Genomic DNA, 19,062 nt, shown 5'->3' on the forward strand with positions numbered 1-19,062 from the left:
GCCGTTAGCCGCATGTCCGCGCGCGTCACTTACAATAGCGCCATGAGACTGAAATTCACCAAGATGCACGGCGCGGGCAACGACTTTGTCGTGCTCGACGGCTTTACGCAGCCGCTCAGCCTGAGCGGGGAGCAGGTGCGCGCGCTCGCGGACCGGCACTTCGGCGTCGGCGCCGACCAGTTGCTGCTGGTCGAAAAGCCCACCATCGACGGCGTGGATTTCAGGTACCGCATCTTCAATTGCGACGGCGGCGAGGTCGAGCATTGCGGCAATGGCGCACGCTGCTTCGTCAAGTTCGTGCGCGACATCCATCTGACCGACAAGCGCAGCGTGCGCGTCCAGGTGCAGAACGGCATCCTCACGCTGACCATGCAGGACAACGGCGAAGTCACCGTGGACATGGGCATGCCGGTGTTCGAACCGGCCCGCGTGCCGTTCGATGCGAGCGGCCTCGACGGCCGCCGGGAAGGCGACGACACGCTCTGGCCGCTCGAGGTGAACGGCGCCACGCGTTGGGTCTCGGTCGTTTCGATGGGTAATCCACATGCAGTGCAGGTGGTCGACGACGTCGAGGCGTTTGCCGTGCTCGTCGACGGCCCGCTCATCGAGCATCATCCGCGCTTCCCACAACGGGTGAACGCCGGCTTCATGCAGATCGTCGCGCGCAACGAAATCAAGCTGCGTGTCTACGAACGCGGCGTTGGCGAAACGCTGGCGTGCGGCACGGGCGCCTGCGCAGCGGTCGCCGCCGGCATTCGCCGCGGGCAGCTCGAAGCGCCCGTGAAGGTACACACCCACGGCGGTACGCTAACTATTTCCTGGAACGGTGAGCACGAAAACACACCGCTCCTGATGGCCGGTCCCGCTGCGACCGTCTTCGAAGGTGAGATCGAACTGGCCGACTGAGCGAAAGAACGCGCGGCCGGATGCACAGCCCGCGCCTGACCCGACCAGTGGCCAGCTACCCCCAATGACCGATGCGCCCGTTTAAGGGCGTAGTCCTTTAGCCGAAACCATGAACGATCGCGAAGTCGCCGAATACCTGCTCGCCAACCCCGACTTTTTCGCGGAACACGCGGAAATGCTCGCGACCATCAAGCTCGCGAACCCGCACGGCAAATCCGCGGTTTCGCTGCAGGAACGGCAGATGGAAATGCTGCGCGACAAGAACAAGCTTCTCGAACGGCGTCTTGCCGAACTGCTGCGCTACGGGCACGAGAACGACAGCATTGCCTCGAAATTCAACCGCTGGACCACCCGCGTGATGTCAGAGCGCGATCCGTACGCGTTGCCGCGCACCATCGCCAATGGCCTGCGCGAAGTGTTCGACGTACCGCAGGCAGCGCTGCGTGTGTGGGACGTGGCGGAGCCGTACACCCAGGCGGACTTCGCGCGCCAGGTGGGCGAGGAAGTCCGCATCTTCGCCAATAGCCTCACCAGCCCGTATTGCGGTGCGAATACCGGTTTCGAAGCGGCGCAATGGCTGGTGCCGGCGGTGACCTCCGTGCCCGCGGAAGGCGCTGCGGCACAGGAAGGTGCGCACGCAACGGAATCGATCGCATTACTGGCCCTGCGTGAACCCGAGAGCAACGAAGACGCACCGACTTTCGGCCTGCTGGTGATGGGCTCACCCGACCCGCGCCGCTTTCACGAAGGCATGGCAACCGACTTCCTGACGCAGATCGGCACCTTGGCCAGCGCGGCGTTGAGCCGTCTGCTGCCGCGCTGACGCGCCCGGCTGTCCACCAACTCCCGCCGCTCGCCACAGCACGCGCCCGCTACCGTGACCACCGCCGACCCGATCGCCGATTACCTCTCGAATCTCGAACACGAGCGGCGGCTTTCAGCGCACACGCTGCGCGGCTACACCCACGAGCTGGATGAACTGAAGCTGCTGGCCAAGGGACGGCCGCTCGAAAGCCTCACCGCCATCGACATCCGCGGCGCCGTTTCCCGAGCACACGCGGCAGGCATGACGGCTCGCTCGATCAGTCATCGGCTATCGGCATGGCGGGCGTTTTACCGCTGGCTCGCGGGCCGCGTCGATCTGCCAGCCAATCCGGTCGCCACCGTGCGGGCGCCGAAGCAGGCGAAGACGCTGCCCAAGGCGCTCTCGGTCGACGATGCCAACCGGCTAATGGAAGCGCCCAGCGCCGGCACCGCCGAAGGCTTGCGCGACCACGCGATTCTCGAGCTGTTCTATTCGTCCGGCTTGCGCCTCGCCGAACTGGTCGGGCTGGACGTGCGCTTTGCCGATGCCGATGGCTATCGTTCCGCCGGCTGGCTCAAGCTCGATTCGACCGAAGTCGAAGTGCTCGGCAAGGGTAACCGGCGCCGCATCGTGCCGGTCGGCAGCAAGGCAATCGACGCGCTCAACGCCTGGCTCGCGGTGCGCGGCGAGTTCGTCAGGCAGGATCCGCATCCGCTGTTTCTGTCGGCGCGCGGCAACCGGATGTCGCCGAACGTCGTGCGCGACCGGGTCAAACGCCTGGCGCTGGTCGCCGGCATTCCCGCCAACGTGCATCCCCACGTGCTGCGGCATTCGTTTGCCACCCACGTGCTGCAATCGAGCGGTGACCTGCGCGCCGTGCAGGAACTGCTCGGGCACGCCAGCATCACCGCGACCCAGGTGTACACCGCGCTCGATTTCCAGCATCTGGCGCACGTCTACGATCAGGCGCATCCGCGCGCCAAAAAACGCGACTGAGACGGCTTTTTATGGGCCATAGGCGCCCGATGTCTCCGGTTTCGCCGCTTTACGCGGCACCTTGTTCTGCTCAATACCTCTCGAAGTCATGAATACCGTCACGCTGAAACCGTCGAAAGAAAAGTCGCTGCTGCGCCGCCACCCGTGGGTCTACGCGACCGCGATCGACCGCGTCGACGGTAATCCTGCTGCCGGCGCGACCGTGCTGGTGCGCTCGCACGACGGCCGCTTTCTGGCGCGCGCTGCCTACAGCCCGCACTCGCAAATCCGCGCGCGGGTATGGAGTTTCGACGAAGCCGAGCCGATCGACCATGCGTTCTTCAAGCGCCGCGTGCAGCGCGCCATCGAGCATCGCCAGGCGATGGTTCAAAATACCGGCGCTGTGCGGCTTATCTTCGGCGAGGCCGACGGCCTGCCAGGCCTGATCGTCGACCACTACGTCGCCGATGACGCGGGCCAGCGCAGCCAACTCGTCTGCCAGTTCATGGCTGCCGGCGTCGAGGCGTGGAAAGAGGCGATCGTCGCAGCCTTGAGCGCGGCAACCGGCTGCCCGAATGTCTATGAGCGCTCCGACGTGTCGATCCGCGAAAAGGAAGGTCTGGAGCAGATCACCGGCGTGCTGGCGGGCGAAGCGCCGTCCGACGCGCTGATTGCCAGCGAAAACGGCGTGCGCTACCACGTGGATGTGCGCAATGGCCATAAGACCGGCTTTTACGTCGATCAGCGCGACAACCGGGCGCTCGTCCAGCAGCTGGCGAAGGATCGCGAGGTGCTGAACTGCTTCTGCTACACCGGCGGCTTCTCGCTGGCGGCGCTCAAGGGCGGGGCGAAACGCGTGGTGTCGATCGACTCGTCCGGCGAAGCGCTGGCGTTGGCACAACAGAACGTCGTCGCCAATGGTTTTGACGGCGAACGCGCCACCTGGCTCGACGCCGATGCCTTCAAGACACTGCGCCGCCTGCACGAAGAAGGCGAGCGCTTCGACCTGATCGTGCTGGATCCGCCCAAATTCGCGCCATCGCGCGAGCACGTGGACCGTGCCGCGCGCGCCTACAAGGACATTAACCTGACGGGCCTCAAGCTGCTGCGGCCGGGCGGCCTGCTGTTCACATACTCGTGCTCGGGCGCGATCGACGCCGAGCTGTTCCAGAAGATCGTCGCCGGCGCGGCCGCCGATGCCCGCGTCGACGCCCGTATCCTCAAGCGGCTGGGGGCCGGTGTCGATCATCCGTTGCTCACCGCTTTTCCGGAAGGCGAGTACCTGAAAGGCCTATTGTTGCAAATCGCCTGATCGCCCATAGTTGAGGAATATTTCCTTTGCAGGCGGCAGGGTTTGAAGCGCGTCCGAAACCCCGCCTGCAGCGGCTTGACAGATATGTTTCAATAACCGATCAGCTCGAACGGCGCGGCCCACATCTCCGGCGTTCGACACAAGCATTCCGATTCACGCACAAAACAGGCGACCACCATGATTCCCGTCACGATCCTGACCGGCTTCCTCGGCAGCGGTAAAACCACACTGCTCAAGCGCATCCTGAACGAAAAGCACGGCATGAAGATCGCCGTGATCGAGAACGAGTTCGGCGAAGAGAACATCGATAACGAGATCCTCGTGCAGGACAGCAACGAGCAGATCATCCAGATGAGCAACGGCTGCATCTGCTGCACGATCCGCGGCGACCTGGCACGCGTGCTCAGCGACCTGGCCGCGAAAAAGCGCGCCGGCGAACTGGATTTCGAACGCGTCGTGATCGAAACCACAGGTCTCGCGAACCCCGGCCCGGTGGCGCAGACGTTCTTCATGGATAACGAGATCGCCGACGAATTCCTGCTCGACGCGATCATCACGCTGGTCGACGCGAAGCACGCGAATCACCAGCTGGATGAGCACGAAGTGGTGCAGCGCCAGGTCGGCTTTGCGGACCGTCTGTTCGTTACCAAGTCGGACCTCGTGGATGAAGCCGCCCTCGACGACCTGCGCCATCGCCTGCTGCACATGAATCCGCGCGCGGCGATCAAGGTGGTGAATTTCGGTGACGCCGATATCAAGGAAATCTTCGATCTGCGCGGTTTCAACCTGAATTCCAAGCTCGAAATCGATCCGGACTTCCTCGCCGAAGACGAGCACGCGCACGACCACGCCCATGATCATGACCATGGGCACGATCATGCGAATTGCGACCACGATCATGGCCACTGCGATCACGAAGGCCACGACCACGGCCGCCATCACCATGCGCATCACGACGACAAGATCAAATCGTTCGTGTTCCGCAGCGACCGGCCGTTCGATCCGAACAAGCTCGAAGACTTCCTCGGCGGCATTCTGCAGATCTACGGCGAGCGCCTGCTGCGTTACAAGGGCGTGCTGTATATGAAGGGTGTCGACCGCAAAGTGGTGTTCCAGGGCGTCCATCAGATGATGGGCAGCGATCTGGCCGCCAAATGGCAACCGGTCGAGAAGAAGAACAGCAAGATGGTGTTCATCGGCATCGAACTGCCTCAAGACCTGATCGAGGACGGCCTGAGCGCCTGCCTGGCCTGAACGGCGGGGAAGCGCCCGAAAAGCCAGCGTCAGGCGCGGGAAAAGCACTGAAACGAGCCGGGAACGCGAAATGCTGCCGGCTCGACAAGTCCCGAATCCGACTAAAGCCGACCCGAGAGCACGACACGTGTGAAAAACGCGTGAAAACCCCTGTTGCAGGAATCGTGCAAGCCCATCGCTTTTTAGCCGTTCGCGCGTTATATTTTCGGGATATTGGCGTGCCGCCCCTCGTAATAATCCCGGTTGCGGCGGCGGATTGTGATTCAGTTACAATACGTGCCCACTGGAGAATGAGAACGATTGCCCGGTCAGCGCGTATCCCGCGCCGGGCCTGACACGGCGCCGGAAAATCTAATCCGGGGAGTAGCACGCCGACAAGCTGGCTGGCCCACCGCCTCGAAAGGCGCGCCACCGGTAAGCAATGCCTCAGGAGCATTTGAAAATCGTTTCCAGAGGAGTTCGGCCCCGCATCGACGTCTCGTCGCCTGGCGCCTTGGCGTCCGGCGTTTAGACGCCCCGCGCTTCGGCGTCACGACAACCCACCGTCCGTGTTCGCCGGCGCTCATTGAGCGTTTTGAGGCGCCTTTGCGGGCAACACGAGAGTGCGGGCAACATGTACGAGTTTTGCCTCACATTGAAGAAGCAAGCCAGATGACGACGAAACGACTCTTGACCGAAGCCGAAATCCTGAAGATGAGCGACAAGGATTACATGAATGAGGATCAGCTCGCTTTCTTCAAGAACAAGCTCGAACAGCTGCAGGCGGACATTCTCCGCAATGCTGGCCAGACGACCGAAAACCTGCGCGAAACCGTGATCGTGCCGGACCCGGCCGACCGCGCAACGATCGAGGAAGAGCATGCGCTGGAACTGCGCACGCGCGACCGCGAACGCAAGCTGCTGAAGAAGGTGCAGCAATCGATCGCGCGCATCGAATCGGGCGAATACGGCTGGTGCGAAGAAACCGGCGAGCCGATTGGCATTCCGCGTATGCTGGCCCGGCCCACGGCAACCCTGTCGCTCGAAGCGCAGGAACGCCGCGAACTGCGCCAGAAGCTGTTCGGCGACTGAACGTCTGCGGCGCGGCTACCGCGCGCCCTGATACGCTGCTTCGTTGAGAGGCGCACGGTGAACTGTGCGCCTTTTTCTTTGCGTGGGCCGAGCCTTGAGCCAGCCGCGCCATGCCTTGATCCGCCTGTCTTCCGGCTGCCGGAAGCTTTTACCGCTCTGCGCCCCAGCCTCGCTGCGAGGCCCGTCATTTTTCTGCCCGGCCGTCCGATCTCCGCGCCGTACCCCGTCTCTGCCGCTTTTTTCCGGCGTATTTCCGCCCTTAGCCATCCGGCTGGCTCTTGATATGACGGCGCAAGCCCTAAAATAAACCGGACATGCGTTGCACGAGCACGCGCGGGCCGCTTTCTAGCGGCTATACGCTGCGGTTCGCCGCCCAACGCATCGGCACGCTGGCGCACAAGCGCCTCCGCGTCCTACCCGTTTTGCAAAAGGAATGCATATGGAGCAATTTCACGGCACGACGATCGTCTCCGTGCGTCGCGGCGACAAGGTCGCCCTCGGCGGCGACGGCCAGGTCACACTAGGCAATATCGTCATGAAGGGCGGTGCCAAAAAAGTCCGGCGCATCTATAACGGCCAGGTGCTGGTCGGTTTCGCTGGCGGCACCGCCGATGCCTTTTCGCTGCTCGACCGCTTCGAAGCCAAGCTCGAAAAACATCAGGGCAATCTGACCCGCTCGGCCGTCGAGCTGGCGAAAGACTGGCGCACCGACCGCATGCTGCGCCGGCTCGAAGCCATGCTGATCGCCGCCGACGCGCACACCACCCTTGTCATCACCGGCAACGGCGACGTCCTCGATCCGGAAGGCGGCATCTGCGCGATCGGCTCGGGCGGCTCCTACGCGCAGGCGGCGGCCAAGGCGCTAGCGGATAACACCGAGTTGTCGCCGCGCGAGATCGTCGAAAAGTCCCTGCAGATTGCCGGCGACATGTGCATCTACACGAATCACAACCGCGTTATCGAGACGATCGAGTAAGGACACACGATGAGCACCATGACCCCTGCCGAGATCGTCTCGGAACTCGACAAGCACATCATCGGCCAAGGCCGCGCCAAGAAAGCGGTCGCGGTGGCGCTGCGCAACCGCTGGCGCCGTCAGCAGGTGGGCGACCCACTGCGCCAGGAGATCACGCCGAAGAACATTCTGATGATCGGACCGACAGGCGTCGGCAAGACGGAAATCGCCCGGCGTCTGGCCAAGCTGGCCGACGCCCCGTTCATCAAGATCGAGGCCACCAAGTTCACCGAAGTGGGCTACGTAGGCCGCGATGTGGACAGCATCGTGCGCGACCTGATCGAAATCTCGGTCAAACAGACCCGCGAAACCGAAATGCGCAAGGTGCGCACCAAGGCTGGAGATCAGGCGGAAGACCGCATTCTCGACATTCTTTTGCCGAGCGCGCGGCCGGTTGGGTTCGGCGCCAGCGATACCACGGACGAAGGTAGCACCACCCGTCAGACGTTCCGCAAGCGTCTGCGCGAAGGCCAGTTGGACGACAAGGAAATCGAGCTTGACGTCGAACTGCCGCAGGCGGGCATGGACATCATGGGGCCGCCGGGCATGGAGGACATGACCGAGCAGATCCGTTCGATGTTCGCCAATCTCGGCGGCGGCAAGAAGACGCGCCGCAAGCTGAAGGTGAAGGAAGCGTTGAAAGTGCTGACGGATGAAGAAGCGTCCAAGATGCTCAACGACGAGGAAGTGAAAACCAAGGCCGTGCAGAACGTCGAGCAGAACGGCATTGTCTTTCTCGACGAGATCGACAAGATCGCCTCGCGCAGCGAAGCGGGCGGCGCTGAAGTATCGCGTCAGGGCGTGCAGCGCGATCTGCTGCCGCTCGTCGAAGGCACGACGATCAACACCAAGTACGGCATGGTGAAGACCGATCACATCCTGTTCATCGCGAGCGGTGCGTTCCATCTCGCGAAGCCGAGCGATCTGATCCCGGAACTGCAGGGCCGTTTTCCGATTCGCGTCGAACTGGATTCGCTGTCGGTGAATGACTTCGAATCGATTCTGGTGTCGACGGACGCGAGCCTCGTGAAGCAATACCAGGCACTGCTCGCGACCGAAGACGTGCGCCTCGACTTCGCCGACGACGGTATTCGCCGCCTCGCGGAAATCGCCTTTTCGGTGAACGAGAAGACCGAGAATATCGGCGCGCGCCGGCTTTACACGGTGATCGAAAAGCTGCTCGAAGAGGTGTCGTTTGCTGCCGGTAACCATGCCGGCACGGACGTCAGGATCGATGCGGCATACGTGGACCGCGCGCTGAACGAAGTCGCGGACGACGAAGATTTGTCGCGATATGTGCTTTAACGGCTGCATGCGGTTCGGCGGCAGCGGCGCGGTCGGCCGCTGACACCGCTGAAACAAAACGCACGCAGCAAGAAAAACGGGCGGCCTCGCAAGAGACCGCCCGTTTTTTATTAAAGCTAAAAGCCTTCTGGCGACGCTTCACCCGTCGCCGTAACGTGCGCCCGCGCTCGCTCTTACTGCTTCACCGGCCGCTTCGCCAGCTTGCGTTGCAACGTCCGCCGGTGCATGTTCAACGCCCGCGCCGTCGCGGAGATATTGCCGCCGTTCTCCGCCAGCACGCGCTGAATATGTTCCCATTCGAGGCGTGCCACCGAAAGCGGCGTGGGATGCTCGATCGCCGCGTCCGCCTGCAGCGCGCTCGCTTCGGTTTGCAGTGCCGAGAGAATCGTCTCCACGTTGGCAGGCTTGGCCAGATAGTTGTCGGCACCGTCCTTCACCGCCTGCACGGCCGTCGCAATGCTCGCGTAACCGGTCAGCACCAGCATCCGCGCGTCCGGTTGCAATTCGCGCAACGGCGCTACCAGCGTCAGCCCCGAATCGTGGCCCAGGTGCAAATCCACCGTGATCTGGCCGAACTTCTGCTGGTTCGCGAGCTTGATCGCCTCGTCTGCGTTGTGCGCTTCGGCCACCGTGTAGCCGCGCCGCGTCAGACCGCGCGCGAGGATGCCGGAGAACACTTCGTCGTCGTCGATCACCAGAAAATTCATGTCGCTCATGCCTGTTTCTCCGTATTGGATGGCACGGTGCCTGTGCGGCCCGCGCCGGAAGATTGTCGACCCGCCACCGGCAAGCGCAGCACCGCGCGGGTGCCGCGCGGCCTGGCCTCGCGGGCGTCGGTCAGCTCGATCGATCCGCCGAGCCGCGCCGCCGCCGAAAACGCCAGATACAGCCCCACGCCGTGACCACCCTGGGTGCTGTCGACGGGCATCGTGCCAAGCGAGCCGCGCAACGATGCCGGTATGCCGGGCCCTGCGTCGCAAACTTCAAACTGGATGCGATCGCCCGGCAGCGACAGCGTCGCGGTCAGCGTCACGTGATCGCTGCTGGCGCGCGCCGCATTGTCCAGCAGGATCGTGAGAATCTGGCTGACCGCGACCGTATCGTCAAGGTTCAGTTCGGCGGGCGGCGTGCCAAGTTGCTCGAACTTGACGTGCGGATGGCGCAGACGCCACTGCTGCGCAAACGACTCGAGCCACTCGCCAACGGGTTGCCGGCTCGCCGGCGCCGAGGCGCGCGAGCGCAACCGCGCAAGCGCCGAGGTACACAGCGTCATCTGTTGCTCGAGCAGGTCCAGATCAGCGGCGTAAGGGGCGAGGCCCTTGTCGGTACGCGCCGCGTCGCGCAGTTCCTCGGAGAGCATCGCGATGGTCGATAGCGGTGTGCCGATCTCATGCGCGACGGTCGCCGCCTGCACGCCGAGGGCAACCGCGCGTTCGTCCCGCAAGAGGCGCTGCTGGGCGTCGCCGAGTGCCGCGTCACGTTGCCGCAGTGCGCGCGACATGCGTGCGACGAACCATGCAATCAGGCCCACGCTCACCGTGAAGTTCACCCACATGCCCGCCCGGTAGTAGTCGAACAGATTGGCGGGATTGTCGAGATTCAGCGGCACCGAATCGAAACCGAGCACGGCGTAGCAAGCCACCGCAAATGCCGCGAGCCACAGCATCAGATGCCACGGCAACACCGCCGCCGCGATCGCGAGCGAGGGCAGGTAAAGCGAGACGAACGGATTGGTCGTGCCGCCCGACAGAAAGAGCAACGCCGACAATGAACCGAGATCGACCCATAGCTGGCCGAACAGTTCGAGATTGGATTCGGGCCGCTGACGCGAGACGCGCCACCAGGTCAGCGCGTTGAAGGCCACTTCGAGGCTGACCACAAGCAGCATGGCCGGCAGAGGCAGATGCACGCCCACAAAGATCTGCACGACAGCAATGGTCACCAGTTGGCCGATGATCGCAAGACTGCGCAGCCAGAACAGATGTCCCAGGTTGACCCGGCCGGTAATGGTTATACGATGCATAACGCCAGTTTACCTGTTGGGAGTTGTCCGACACACTGTGTTGAGCGTGGACATTACCATTGAGCGTTTGATCGCAATCGCGCTCTCGCCTGGACAGACTCATGCCGCTTACGATTTCCGCCCCCGGCCACCCTGCGTGGGTCGCCTTCCTGATTTTCCTTCAGCGCGCCGCGGCGGCGCAGCAAAACGGCGAGGCCGAAGCCCAGGCCATCTGGCTTGAAGCCGCCACACTGCTGCAGCCCGTCGAACACGACACGCTTGCAAACATCACTGGCGCGCTGCTGGAACAAAACCGCCACGACGACGCCATCGCATTCGCCGCCATTATTGCGCAACTGCGTCCCGACGATGCCGCTGCCAGCTTCCGCTTAGGCTACGCGCTGCAGCTCGCCGACCGCCATGCCGAGGCGCTTGTGCCGTACCGCCGCGCCCTCACTCTCGAACCGGACTTTCCCCAACTGCGCACGAATCTGGCTGGCGCAATCGCGCTCACCGGCGGCGATGTGGCCGAACAGATCACGTTGCTGGAAAGTGCGGTCGCAGCCGACCCGTTCGACAGCAACGCCTGGATCAATCTCACCCAGTCGAGCCGCTTCGCGATGGATCTGCCGCGCGCGCTGGAAGCAGGCGCTCGCGCAGCGGAACTGGCGCCCCACAACTCGTTGGCGCTGAACAACTATGCGCTGGCACTCAAGGAAGCGCAACGCTGGGACGACGCCGTTCGTTTCGCGCAGGCCGCCTGCGAACTCGCGCCCGGCGACCCGGCGATGCGTTCGAATCTGGCGTTGCTGCATCTGGTGCATGGCGACTACGCGCAGGGCTGGCCCGCTCACGAAGCGCGCTGGCAAGGTTCGAAGGAACTTGACGGCAACCGTCCGGCGATGCCGGCGCCGCAGTGGCAGGGCGAGCCGCTTACGGGCAAGACACTGCTGGTGTGGGGCGAACAGGGCATGGGCGATCTGCTGCAATGCTGCAGGTTCATCCCGCTGCTGGCGGCGCATGTGCATGCGCAAGGCGGCCGCGTCGTGTGGAATTCGTTCCCGCAGATGGGAGCGCTGCTGGTACGCAGCCTGGGCAGCCACGTGGACGAATACTCCGCGGGTGGTGGCATCGAGACACTGCCCGCATTCGACTATGAAATACCGTTAATGAGCGTGCCGCTCGTGCTCGGCACGCTCGGCGATACCCTTCCCGACGCGGTCCCGTATCTGCACGCGGATGCCGCAGCCAGCGCAACCTGGCGCGAACGGCTCGCCGGAGAAAAACGGCTTAAGGTCGGACTGGCGTGGACTGGCAGCCTCAGCCATCAGCGCAATCCGTTCCGGGCGGTGGGCTGGCAGCGCTACGCGTCGGCCTTTGCCGGTATCGACGGCGTCGCGTTCTATTCGTTGCAGCATGGCGCCACAGCAGATGTTGCCGCCGCGCAGTCAGCCGGGCTGCCCATGGCCGACTACACCGCCGAGCTGAAAAGTTTCGACGACACCGCGGCCTTCGTCAGCGCGCTCGATCTGGTGATTACGGTGTGCACGTCGGTCGCGCATCTGAGCGGGGCAATCGGGCAGCGCACGTGGGTGCTGCTCGACACCAATCCACACTGGACATGGCTGCTCGAACGGCACGATAACCCGTGGTATCCAACCGCCACGCTGTACCGGCAACGGCAGTTCGCCGACTGGGATCCGGTGCTGGAAGACGTAGCGCGAGACCTCGGCACGCTAGCCGGCCAGCGGTAACGACGCGGCGGGCGCGCCGCGCCCCTCAAACTTCTTCACCACCCCGAACGCCGGCGGCCTGCACGCGGGCAATATCCGCCGCGAGGCACTCCGGACATAAACACCGGCTGCCCGGATCGAGCCGTTCGGCGGGCAACGCCGGCATCGATTTGCACCAGCAGTCGAACGGCTGGCCGTGCATTGCACAATCGAACACGCTGCGGCAGCGTGGGCAACGGGCACTCTGCGCATGGACCTGGGAAGCGGGCTGTTTCATGGCGACCCAATGAAGTACCGGACATCCGGTCAGGAAATGATGCCACGTCCGGCAAGCCACCTGAAGGCCCCTGCCTCGAGGTTGCGTCCACAAAGCGGGATTTCGACGGAATTACCCTCGCAAACGGCGTCGAAAACGGCGCATGAGTGGCGTGCGCGCAACGTCGATTGCGCACTGCGAAACCCCGGCGGGGCCGGCCGCCAGAAGACGTATGGAAAACCCTGTTGCAGCGCGCCAGTCCTGTACAATTCGCCGTGTTTCAACTGATCCGTGCCGAGCCCTGCCGCCATGTCCGAAATTCCCGACCTCTCGCAGATCGCCCCCACCCTGAAGGCTGAAATCCTGGCCGAGGCGCTGCCTTACATCAAGCAGTATCACGGCAAGACCGTGGTGATCAAATACGGCGGCAACGCGATGACCGAGGAGCGCCTCAAGCAAGGCTTCGCGCGCGACGTCATTCTGCTAAAGCTGGTCGGTATCAACCCGGTCATCGTGCACGGCGGCGGCCCGCAGATCGATCAGGCGCTCAAGAAGATCGGCAAGCAGGGCACCTTCATCCAGGGCATGCGCGTCACTGACGAAGAGACGATGGAAGTCGTCGAATGGGTGCTCGGCGGCGAAGTCCAGCAGGACATCGTCACGCTGATCAATCACTTCGGCGGCCAGGCAGTGGGCCTGACCGGCAAAGACGGCGGCCTGATCCATGCGCGCAAGATGCTGATGCCGGATCGCGACAATCCCGGCCAGTACGTCGACATCGGCCAGGTCGGCGAAGTCGAGGCGATCAATCCGGCGGTCGTGAAAGCGCTGCAGGACGACGCGTTCATCCCGGTGATCTCGCCGATCGGCTTCGGCGAAGACGGCCTGTCGTACAACATCAACGCGGATCTGGTCGCGGGCAAACTGGCGGTGGTGCTGAACGCCGAGAAGCTCGTCATGATGACCAACATCCCCGGCGTGATGGACAAGGAAGGCAATCTGCTCACCGATCTGTCGGCACGCGAAATCGATTCGCTGTTCGAAGACGGCACGATCTCCGGCGGCATGCTGCCGAAAATCTCCTCCGCGCTCGACGCAGCAAAGAGCGGCGTGCGCTCGGTGCACATCATCGACGGCCGTATCGAACACTCGGTGCTGCTCGAAATCCTGACCGAGCAGCCGTTCGGTACGATGATCCGCTCGCACTGAGCATGTCTGGATATGCAGCGCGTCCCGTCGATGCGCTGCATATTTCACCTGGCGGTTCCCTTCGCCTTGCTGCGGCAGTTTCCGCGTCGTCCTCCGCATCAGTTTCAGCATCAAGCGCCCGGCCAATCGTCCACCGTGGCACGCCACCCTTCCCTTTTTCTCCCGGCGCACGCATGATGGACCGCAGGCACCCGCTCGTTCATTTCATACGGCGCCGGCAAGAACCCGGTCCGGTTTTCCCTCACCATGCGCACCTTCCCGTCCCGACACGCTAAACGCCGCCGGCCTCACATCGCAGGCGGCAGCCCGGTATGGCTGTTCGATCTCGACAACACGCTGCACCACGCATCGCATGCCATCTTTCCCGAGATCAACCGGGGCATGACGCAGTACATCATTGATTCGCTGCAAGTGGAACGCGACGAAGCCGACCGCCTGCGTACGCTCTACACAGACCGTTACGGCGCGACACTGCTGGGCCTCGCCCGCCACCATCCGGTCGACGTGCACGATTTTCTCAAGGTCGTGCATACGTTCGCCGACCTGCCTTCGATGGTGCGCAGCGAACGCGGCCTCGCGCGTCTCGTTGCCGCCTTGCCGGGCCGCAAGATCGTGCTGACCAATGCCCCGGAAGCCTACGCGCATGCGGTGCTGGCCGAGCTGCGCATCGAGCGGCTGTTCGAGCGCGTGATCGCCATCGAGCACATGCGCGACCGTCGCGGCTGGCGCGCCAAGCCTGACGCGAGCATGCTACGCCGGGCGATGCGCGACGCCCACGTGCCGCTCGCCGACGCCATCCTCGTCGAAGACACGCGCTCGCATCTGAAGAACTATCGCCGGCTGGGGATCCGCACTGTGTGGATCGTCGGCCACCTGCCCAGCAAGGTGCGTGCGGACGGCGTACCAGGCCTGCTGCCCGGCACTGGCCGACCGCACTATGTCGACCGCCGGATTCGTTCGTTAAAATCGCTGAGATTGGGCACCCGCTCAGTGCGCCTGAAGGAACGACAGACATGCAACCGGATCACAAGCATGACGAGGCCGTAACCGAAGACCCGCCAGCCACGGGCAGTACCCGCGCGGCCCGCCTGAAACCGGGCGAGCGCCGCGTGCATATCCTGCAGACGCTCGCCACCATGCTGGAGGCGCCGAAGAACGAAAAGATCACCACCGCGGCGCTGGCCGCGCGGCTGGGCGTCTCGGAAGCCGCGTTGTACCGGCATTTCGCCAGCAAGGCGCAAATGTTCGAAGCACTGATCGAATTCATCGAACAGTCGATCTTCGGGCTTATCAACCAGATCGCGACGAAAGAACCCAACGGCGTGTTGCAGGCCCGTACGATCGCGTTGATGCTGCTCAACTTTTCCGCGAAGAATCCTGGCATGACGCGCGTGCTGACATGCGAAGCGCTGGTGGGCGAGCACGAACGGCTGACCGAGCGCGTCAACCAGTTGCTCGAACGCGTCGAGGCCTCGCTCAAGCAATGCCTGCGGCTCGGCCTGATGGACGCCAATTCGCAGGCCAACGGTAACGCCTCCGCGCAGGGCACCGCCGTGCCGCTACCGGAGGACTACGATCCAGCCGTGCGGGCGAACCTGCTGCTTAGCTACATCGTCGGACGCTGGCACCGGTATGTGCGAGGCGGCTTCGCACGCAATCCGGCTGAGCAGGCCGACGCCCAGTTGAGATTGATTCTTCAGTAGTCCGCTGGAATCGCGGGCGTTGCGGATCAAGACTGCCGCTCGCCGCGATCTGGTTTTGGTGCTTCCGCCATGGTTCACGCATCCAGACGCAACTCGCGCCGGGCGACGCCCGCGCGACATCGGCGCCGCTGCCGCGCGGAATTTTCCGCTATACTTTGCGCTAATTGTTTTGACTGACGCGCCGATTTGCTGACTCGATTGCGGGCGCGCGAACCTGCCGGAATTCCATCCGGCGGTTCACTATAAATGCGGCTAAAGAGGTCGTCAGCCGCGCACATTGTCCTTCTCCGTGCCTTGCCGACACCCATTTAGCCGCCCTGTTGAAGGCGGAATGAATGGATTCAATCGGTATCGTCGCTCCCCAGAAAATGCATTTCTCCGAGCCGCTGCTCATGCAGAACGGCCGCTCGTTGGCCGGTTTCGACCTGATGGTGGAAACCTACGGCACGCTCAACGCCGCGCGCAGCAATGCCGTGCTCGTCTGCCACGCGCTCAACGCTTCGCACCACGTGGCGGGCATCTATGCGGATGACCCGAAAAACGTCGGCTGGTGGGACAACATGGTCGGTCCGGGCAAGCCGCTCGACACGAACAGGTTCTTCGTAATCGGCGTGAACAATCTCGGCTCGTGCTTCGGCTCGACCGGCCCGATGAGCCTCAACCCGGCGACCGGTGAGCCGTACGGCGCGAGCTTTCCCGTGGTGACCGTGGAAGACTGGGTGAACGCGCAGACGCGCGTCGCCGACAGCTTCGGCATCGAGCGTTTCGCAGCGGTGATGGGCGGCAGCCTCGGCGGTATGCAGGCGCTCGCGTGGAGCATGATGTATCCGGAGCGCGTGGGCCATTGCATTGTGGTGGCGTCCACGCCGAAGCTCTCCGCGCAGAACATTGCGTTCAACGAAGTGGCGCGTTCCGCGATCCTCTCGGACCCCGACTTCCACGGCGGCAACTACTACGCGCACAACGTTAAGCCGAAGCGCGGACTACGCGTGGCGCGCATGATCGGTCATATCACCTATCTGTCGGACGATGACATGGCCGAGAAATTCGGCCGCTCGCTGCGACGGGCGGAAGGTGCCCTCGACGCGTACAACTTCAATTTCGACGTCGAATTCGAAGTGGAGTCGTATCTGCGTTATCAGGGCGACAAATTCGCCGACTACTTCGACGCCAACACCTATCTGCTGATCACGCGCGCGCTCGACTACTTCGATCCGGCCAAGGCCTTCGAGGGCGATCTGACCAAGGCCGTTGCGCATACGACGGCGAAATACCTGATCGCCAGTTTCACGACCGACTGGCGTTTCGCGCCGGCGCGCTCGCGCGAACTGGTGAAGGCACTGCTCGATCACAAACGCACGGTGACGTACGCAGAAATCGACGCGCCGCACGGCCACGACGCATTCCTGCTCGACGACGCCCGCTATCACAACCTGATGCGCGCCTATTACGAACGTATTGCCAACGAGGTGAACGCATGAACCAGCGCGCTCTCGATTATCTTGCGCTGCGCCCCGACTTCCGCGCCATCGCCCGGTGGGTTGAACCGCGCGCGACGGTGCTCGATCTGGGCTGCGGCGACGGCTCGCTGCTGTCGACACTCACCGAGGAGCTCGAAGTCTCCGGTTACGGCATCGAGATCAACGACGCCGGCGTGCTCGCCGCCACCCAGAACGGCGTCAACGTGATCCAGCAGAATCTGGAAGACGGCCTGCGGCTCTTCGAAGACGGCAGTTTCGACTTCGCGATCCTGTCGCAGACGCTGCAGACCATCCATCAGACCGCTGCGATCCTGCGCGAGACGGTGCGGGTCGGCAAGGAATGCATCGTATCGTTCCCGAATTTCGGCTACTGGGCACACCGCATTTCGGTGTTGCGCGGACGCATGCCGGTATCGAAATCGCTGCCTTTCCAGTGGCACAACACCCCGAACGTGCGGGTGCTGACGATCAAGGATTTCGAGGCGCTGGCGCCCGAGGTCGGCATCGAAATACTCGACCGGGTCGTGCTGCACGGCGGCCAGGCGGTGCGGTGGGGGGCGAACTGGCGTGGTAGTCTTGCGGTCTATCGCGTCAAGAAAAGCTAACGTCACTCACCCAAATGTCGAACCCGCCGCACGAGGCGCCCGCACTTACCGCTCACGTCGAACACACCGGCTGGCGCGCGTTTCTCAACACGCACATGCTGATCTGCGTCTTTCTCGGCTTTACGTCGGGATTGCCGCTGTTCACGCTCGTCTATCTGGTGCAGGCGTGGCTACGCTCCGAGGGCGTCAATCTGAAGGAAATCGGCCTGTTTGCGCTGATCCAGTTTCCCTATACGTGGAAATTCGTCTGGGCGCCGCTAATGGACCGCTACGTACCGCGCCTGCCCGGCTGGCGGCCGGGCAGGCGGCGCGGCTGGATGCTGGTCACGCAGATTCTGGTGGCCGGCGCGATCGCCACGCTCGGCTTCGTGTCGCCGCGCGATTCGATCTGGACGGTCGCCGCGCTGACCGCCCTGGTGGCGTTCTTCGGCGCGAGCCAGGATATCTCCATTGATGCCTACCGGCGCGAGTTGCTCACCGATACCGAGCAGGGTCTCGGCAACGCGGTTCACGTCAACGCTTACAAGATTGCCGCGCTGGTGCCAGGCTCGCTCGCGTTGATCCTGTCGGACCATTTGCCATGGACTACTGTGTTCATTGTCACGGCCGCATTCATGGTGCCGGGCATGATCATGACGCTCGTCGTGCGCGAGCCGGAAGTGCACGGTGCGCCGCCGAAGAACCTGCGTGAAGCGATCATCGAGCCGTTTCGCGAATTCATCCTGCGCGACGGCTGGCGCGGGGCGCTGTTCGTGCTCGGCTTTATCTTTCTGTACAAGCTCGGCGATACGATGGCGACCAATCTGTCGACCTCGTTCTTTCTGGATATCGGCTACTCGCGCACGCAGATTGGCGTGATCGCCAAGACCACCGCGTTCGGTGCGAGCCTTGCGGGTGGGATCGTCGGCGGGATCTGGATGATGCGCATTGGCATCGGCCGCGGGCTGTGGGTGTTCGGCGTTCTGCAGATGGTGTCGACGCTTGGCTTCGCATGGCTCGCGCATCTTGGGCCGGCGTCGCCTGGACTTACGGCCATCTACGATTTCGCTGTCTTCACGAGCCAGGGTGTGACGAAGCTGCTGTCCGTGTTTGGGGTGGATTGGGCCGTGCAGCTCGATCCGCGCTCGGTTGCGCTGGCGCTGGTCTACGGTCTCGAGACGTTTGCCACTGGTTTGACCATGGCGGCATTTACGGCTTACATCGCCAGTACGACGGATCCGCGTTACACCGCTACCCAGTTCGCACTCTTTACCAGTCTCGCGTCGGTGCCGCGCACGCTGGCGTCGGCGGCGAGCGGGTATGTGGTTGCACAGATAGGCTGGTTCGACTACTTCCTTGCCTGCACCGCACTGGCGCTGCCGGGCATGCTGCTGTTGCTGCGTATCGCGCCTTGGAGGCTGAGGTCGTGAGCGGGTTCGCGTCAAGGCAAG

At 63.4% G+C, this 19,062-nt stretch carries 18 protein-coding genes; 15 read left to right on the plus strand and 3 right to left on the minus strand.

Annotation, left to right across the window (positions count from 1 at the left end):
- Positions 1 to 42 precede the first annotated feature (42 nt).
- The 8 genes from dapF (at position 43) to hslU (ending at position 8,643) form a co-directional block, all read left to right on the plus strand.
- Positions 43 to 906, plus strand: coding sequence for a diaminopimelate epimerase (dapF, locus tag P3T20_RS20355; RefSeq protein WP_074265900.1), 864 nt, complete (start codon positions 43 to 45; stop codon positions 904 to 906).
- Positions 907 to 1,015: 109 nt separating this feature from the next.
- Positions 1,016 to 1,729, plus strand: coding sequence for a DUF484 family protein (locus P3T20_RS20360; RefSeq protein WP_074263077.1), 714 nt, complete (start codon positions 1,016 to 1,018; stop codon positions 1,727 to 1,729).
- 54 nt (positions 1,730 to 1,783) lie between these two features.
- Entirely contained in the window at positions 1,784 to 2,707 is a 924-nt protein-coding gene (gene xerC / locus P3T20_RS20365) for a tyrosine recombinase XerC (RefSeq protein ID WP_074263076.1), read from the plus strand.
- An 88-nt stretch (positions 2,708 to 2,795) separates the two neighbouring features.
- A complete protein-coding gene (locus tag P3T20_RS20370; protein ID WP_074263075.1) occupies positions 2,796 to 3,998 on the plus strand; it encodes a class I SAM-dependent rRNA methyltransferase in 1,203 nt (400 codons plus the stop codon).
- Between the two features lie 177 nt (positions 3,999 to 4,175).
- Positions 4,176 to 5,252 (plus strand): CobW family GTP-binding protein, encoded by a 1,077-nt coding sequence (locus P3T20_RS20375; protein WP_074263074.1) that lies wholly within the window; start codon positions 4,176 to 4,178, stop codon positions 5,250 to 5,252.
- Between the two features lie 651 nt (positions 5,253 to 5,903).
- On the plus strand, positions 5,904 to 6,323 hold the full coding sequence (dksA, locus tag P3T20_RS20380; protein WP_074263073.1) for an RNA polymerase-binding protein DksA: 420 nt from the start codon (positions 5,904 to 5,906) through the stop codon (positions 6,321 to 6,323).
- 439 nt (positions 6,324 to 6,762) lie between these two features.
- Entirely contained in the window at positions 6,763 to 7,299 is a 537-nt protein-coding gene (gene hslV / locus P3T20_RS20385; protein WP_074263072.1) for an ATP-dependent protease subunit HslV, read from the plus strand.
- Positions 7,300 to 7,308: 9 nt separating this feature from the next.
- Complete coding sequence (hslU, locus tag P3T20_RS20390) at positions 7,309 to 8,643, plus strand: ATP-dependent protease ATPase subunit HslU (RefSeq protein WP_074263071.1); 1,335 nt, start codon at positions 7,309 to 7,311, stop codon at positions 8,641 to 8,643.
- A gap of 173 nt (positions 8,644 to 8,816) precedes the next feature.
- On the opposite strand, the gene P3T20_RS20395 is transcribed toward hslU, so the two are convergent.
- Positions 8,817 to 9,359: a response regulator transcription factor gene (locus P3T20_RS20395; protein WP_074263070.1), complete on the minus strand. Its 543-nt coding sequence runs from the start codon at positions 9,357 to 9,359 to the stop codon at positions 8,817 to 8,819.
- Entirely contained in the window at positions 9,356 to 10,666 is a 1,311-nt protein-coding gene (locus P3T20_RS20400) for an ATP-binding protein (RefSeq protein WP_074263069.1), read from the minus strand. The genes P3T20_RS20395 and P3T20_RS20400 overlap by 4 nt, the downstream gene beginning before the upstream one ends.
- 101 nt (positions 10,667 to 10,767) lie before the next feature.
- Here P3T20_RS20400 and P3T20_RS20405 point away from each other — a divergent pair, with 101 nt between their 5' ends.
- Positions 10,768 to 12,399, plus strand: a complete 1,632-nt coding sequence (locus P3T20_RS20405) for a hypothetical protein (RefSeq protein WP_074263068.1) — start codon at positions 10,768 to 10,770, stop codon at positions 12,397 to 12,399.
- Between the two features lie 25 nt (positions 12,400 to 12,424).
- Here P3T20_RS20405 and P3T20_RS20410 read toward each other — a convergent pair whose 3' ends face one another.
- Positions 12,425 to 12,655 (minus strand): cysteine-rich CWC family protein, encoded by a 231-nt coding sequence (locus tag P3T20_RS20410; protein WP_074263067.1) that lies wholly within the window; start codon positions 12,653 to 12,655, stop codon positions 12,425 to 12,427.
- A 288-nt stretch (positions 12,656 to 12,943) separates the two neighbouring features.
- Here P3T20_RS20410 and argB point away from each other — a divergent pair, with 288 nt between their 5' ends.
- The 6 genes from argB (at position 12,944) to P3T20_RS20440 (ending at position 19,041) form a co-directional block, all read left to right on the plus strand.
- Complete coding sequence (gene argB, locus P3T20_RS20415; protein ID WP_074263065.1) at positions 12,944 to 13,843, plus strand: acetylglutamate kinase; 900 nt, start codon at positions 12,944 to 12,946, stop codon at positions 13,841 to 13,843.
- Between the two features lie 246 nt (positions 13,844 to 14,089).
- Positions 14,090 to 14,890: a pyrimidine 5'-nucleotidase gene (locus P3T20_RS20420; protein WP_074263064.1), complete on the plus strand. Its 801-nt coding sequence runs from the start codon at positions 14,090 to 14,092 to the stop codon at positions 14,888 to 14,890.
- Entirely contained in the window at positions 14,857 to 15,546 is a 690-nt protein-coding gene (gene slmA / locus P3T20_RS20425) for a nucleoid occlusion factor SlmA (RefSeq protein ID WP_074263063.1), read from the plus strand. The genes P3T20_RS20420 and slmA overlap by 34 nt, the downstream gene beginning before the upstream one ends.
- Positions 15,547 to 15,881: 335 nt before the next feature.
- Positions 15,882 to 17,027 carry a homoserine O-succinyltransferase MetX gene (metX, locus tag P3T20_RS20430; protein WP_074263062.1) on the plus strand — a complete coding sequence of 382 codons (1,146 nt, stop codon included), beginning with the start codon at positions 15,882 to 15,884 and terminating at the stop codon, positions 17,025 to 17,027.
- Positions 17,024 to 17,632: a methionine biosynthesis protein MetW gene (gene metW, locus P3T20_RS20435; RefSeq protein WP_074263061.1), complete on the plus strand. Its 609-nt coding sequence runs from the start codon at positions 17,024 to 17,026 to the stop codon at positions 17,630 to 17,632. Before metX ends, metW begins: the two co-directional genes overlap by 4 nt.
- 14 nt (positions 17,633 to 17,646) lie before the next feature.
- Positions 17,647 to 19,041, plus strand: coding sequence for an AmpG family muropeptide MFS transporter (locus P3T20_RS20440; protein ID WP_074263060.1), 1,395 nt, complete (start codon positions 17,647 to 17,649; stop codon positions 19,039 to 19,041).
- Positions 19,042 to 19,062: the final 21 nt, after the last annotated feature.

This window comes from Paraburkholderia sp. GAS206C (assembly GCF_050435645.1).
In the GTDB taxonomy this organism is placed as follows: domain Bacteria; phylum Pseudomonadota; class Gammaproteobacteria; order Burkholderiales; family Burkholderiaceae; genus Paraburkholderia; species Paraburkholderia phenazinium_B.

Excerpts from the sequence above, each read along its gene's own strand:
- P3T20_RS20395 (WP_074263070.1), bottom strand. The coding sequence starts at position 9,359 with ATGAGCGACATGAATTTTCTGGTGATCGACGACGACGAAGTGTTCTCC.
- slmA (WP_074263063.1), top strand. The coding sequence starts at position 14,857 with ATGCAACCGGATCACAAGCATGACGAGGCCGTAACCGAAGACCCGCCA.
- P3T20_RS20360 (WP_074263077.1), top strand. The coding sequence starts at position 1,016 with ATGAACGATCGCGAAGTCGCCGAATACCTGCTCGCCAACCCCGACTTT.
- P3T20_RS20400 (WP_074263069.1), bottom strand. The coding sequence starts at position 10,666 with ATGCATCGTATAACCATTACCGGCCGGGTCAACCTGGGACATCTGTTC.
- P3T20_RS20375 (WP_074263074.1), top strand. The coding sequence starts at position 4,176 with ATGATTCCCGTCACGATCCTGACCGGCTTCCTCGGCAGCGGTAAAACC.
- P3T20_RS20370 (WP_074263075.1), top strand. The coding sequence starts at position 2,796 with ATGAATACCGTCACGCTGAAACCGTCGAAAGAAAAGTCGCTGCTGCGC.
- hslV (WP_074263072.1), top strand. The coding sequence starts at position 6,763 with ATGGAGCAATTTCACGGCACGACGATCGTCTCCGTGCGTCGCGGCGAC.
- P3T20_RS20405 (WP_074263068.1), top strand. The coding sequence starts at position 10,768 with ATGCCGCTTACGATTTCCGCCCCCGGCCACCCTGCGTGGGTCGCCTTC.
- argB (WP_074263065.1), top strand. The coding sequence starts at position 12,944 with ATGTCCGAAATTCCCGACCTCTCGCAGATCGCCCCCACCCTGAAGGCT.
- dapF (WP_074265900.1), top strand. The coding sequence starts at position 43 with ATGAGACTGAAATTCACCAAGATGCACGGCGCGGGCAACGACTTTGTC.
- P3T20_RS20440 (WP_074263060.1), top strand. The coding sequence starts at position 17,647 with ATGTCGAACCCGCCGCACGAGGCGCCCGCACTTACCGCTCACGTCGAA.
- P3T20_RS20420 (WP_074263064.1), top strand. The coding sequence starts at position 14,090 with ATGCGCACCTTCCCGTCCCGACACGCTAAACGCCGCCGGCCTCACATC.
- P3T20_RS20410 (WP_074263067.1), bottom strand. The coding sequence starts at position 12,655 with ATGAAACAGCCCGCTTCCCAGGTCCATGCGCAGAGTGCCCGTTGCCCA.
- dksA (WP_074263073.1), top strand. The coding sequence starts at position 5,904 with ATGACGACGAAACGACTCTTGACCGAAGCCGAAATCCTGAAGATGAGC.
- metW (WP_074263061.1), top strand. The coding sequence starts at position 17,024 with ATGAACCAGCGCGCTCTCGATTATCTTGCGCTGCGCCCCGACTTCCGC.
- hslU (WP_074263071.1), top strand. The coding sequence starts at position 7,309 with ATGAGCACCATGACCCCTGCCGAGATCGTCTCGGAACTCGACAAGCAC.
- metX (WP_074263062.1), top strand. The coding sequence starts at position 15,882 with ATGGATTCAATCGGTATCGTCGCTCCCCAGAAAATGCATTTCTCCGAG.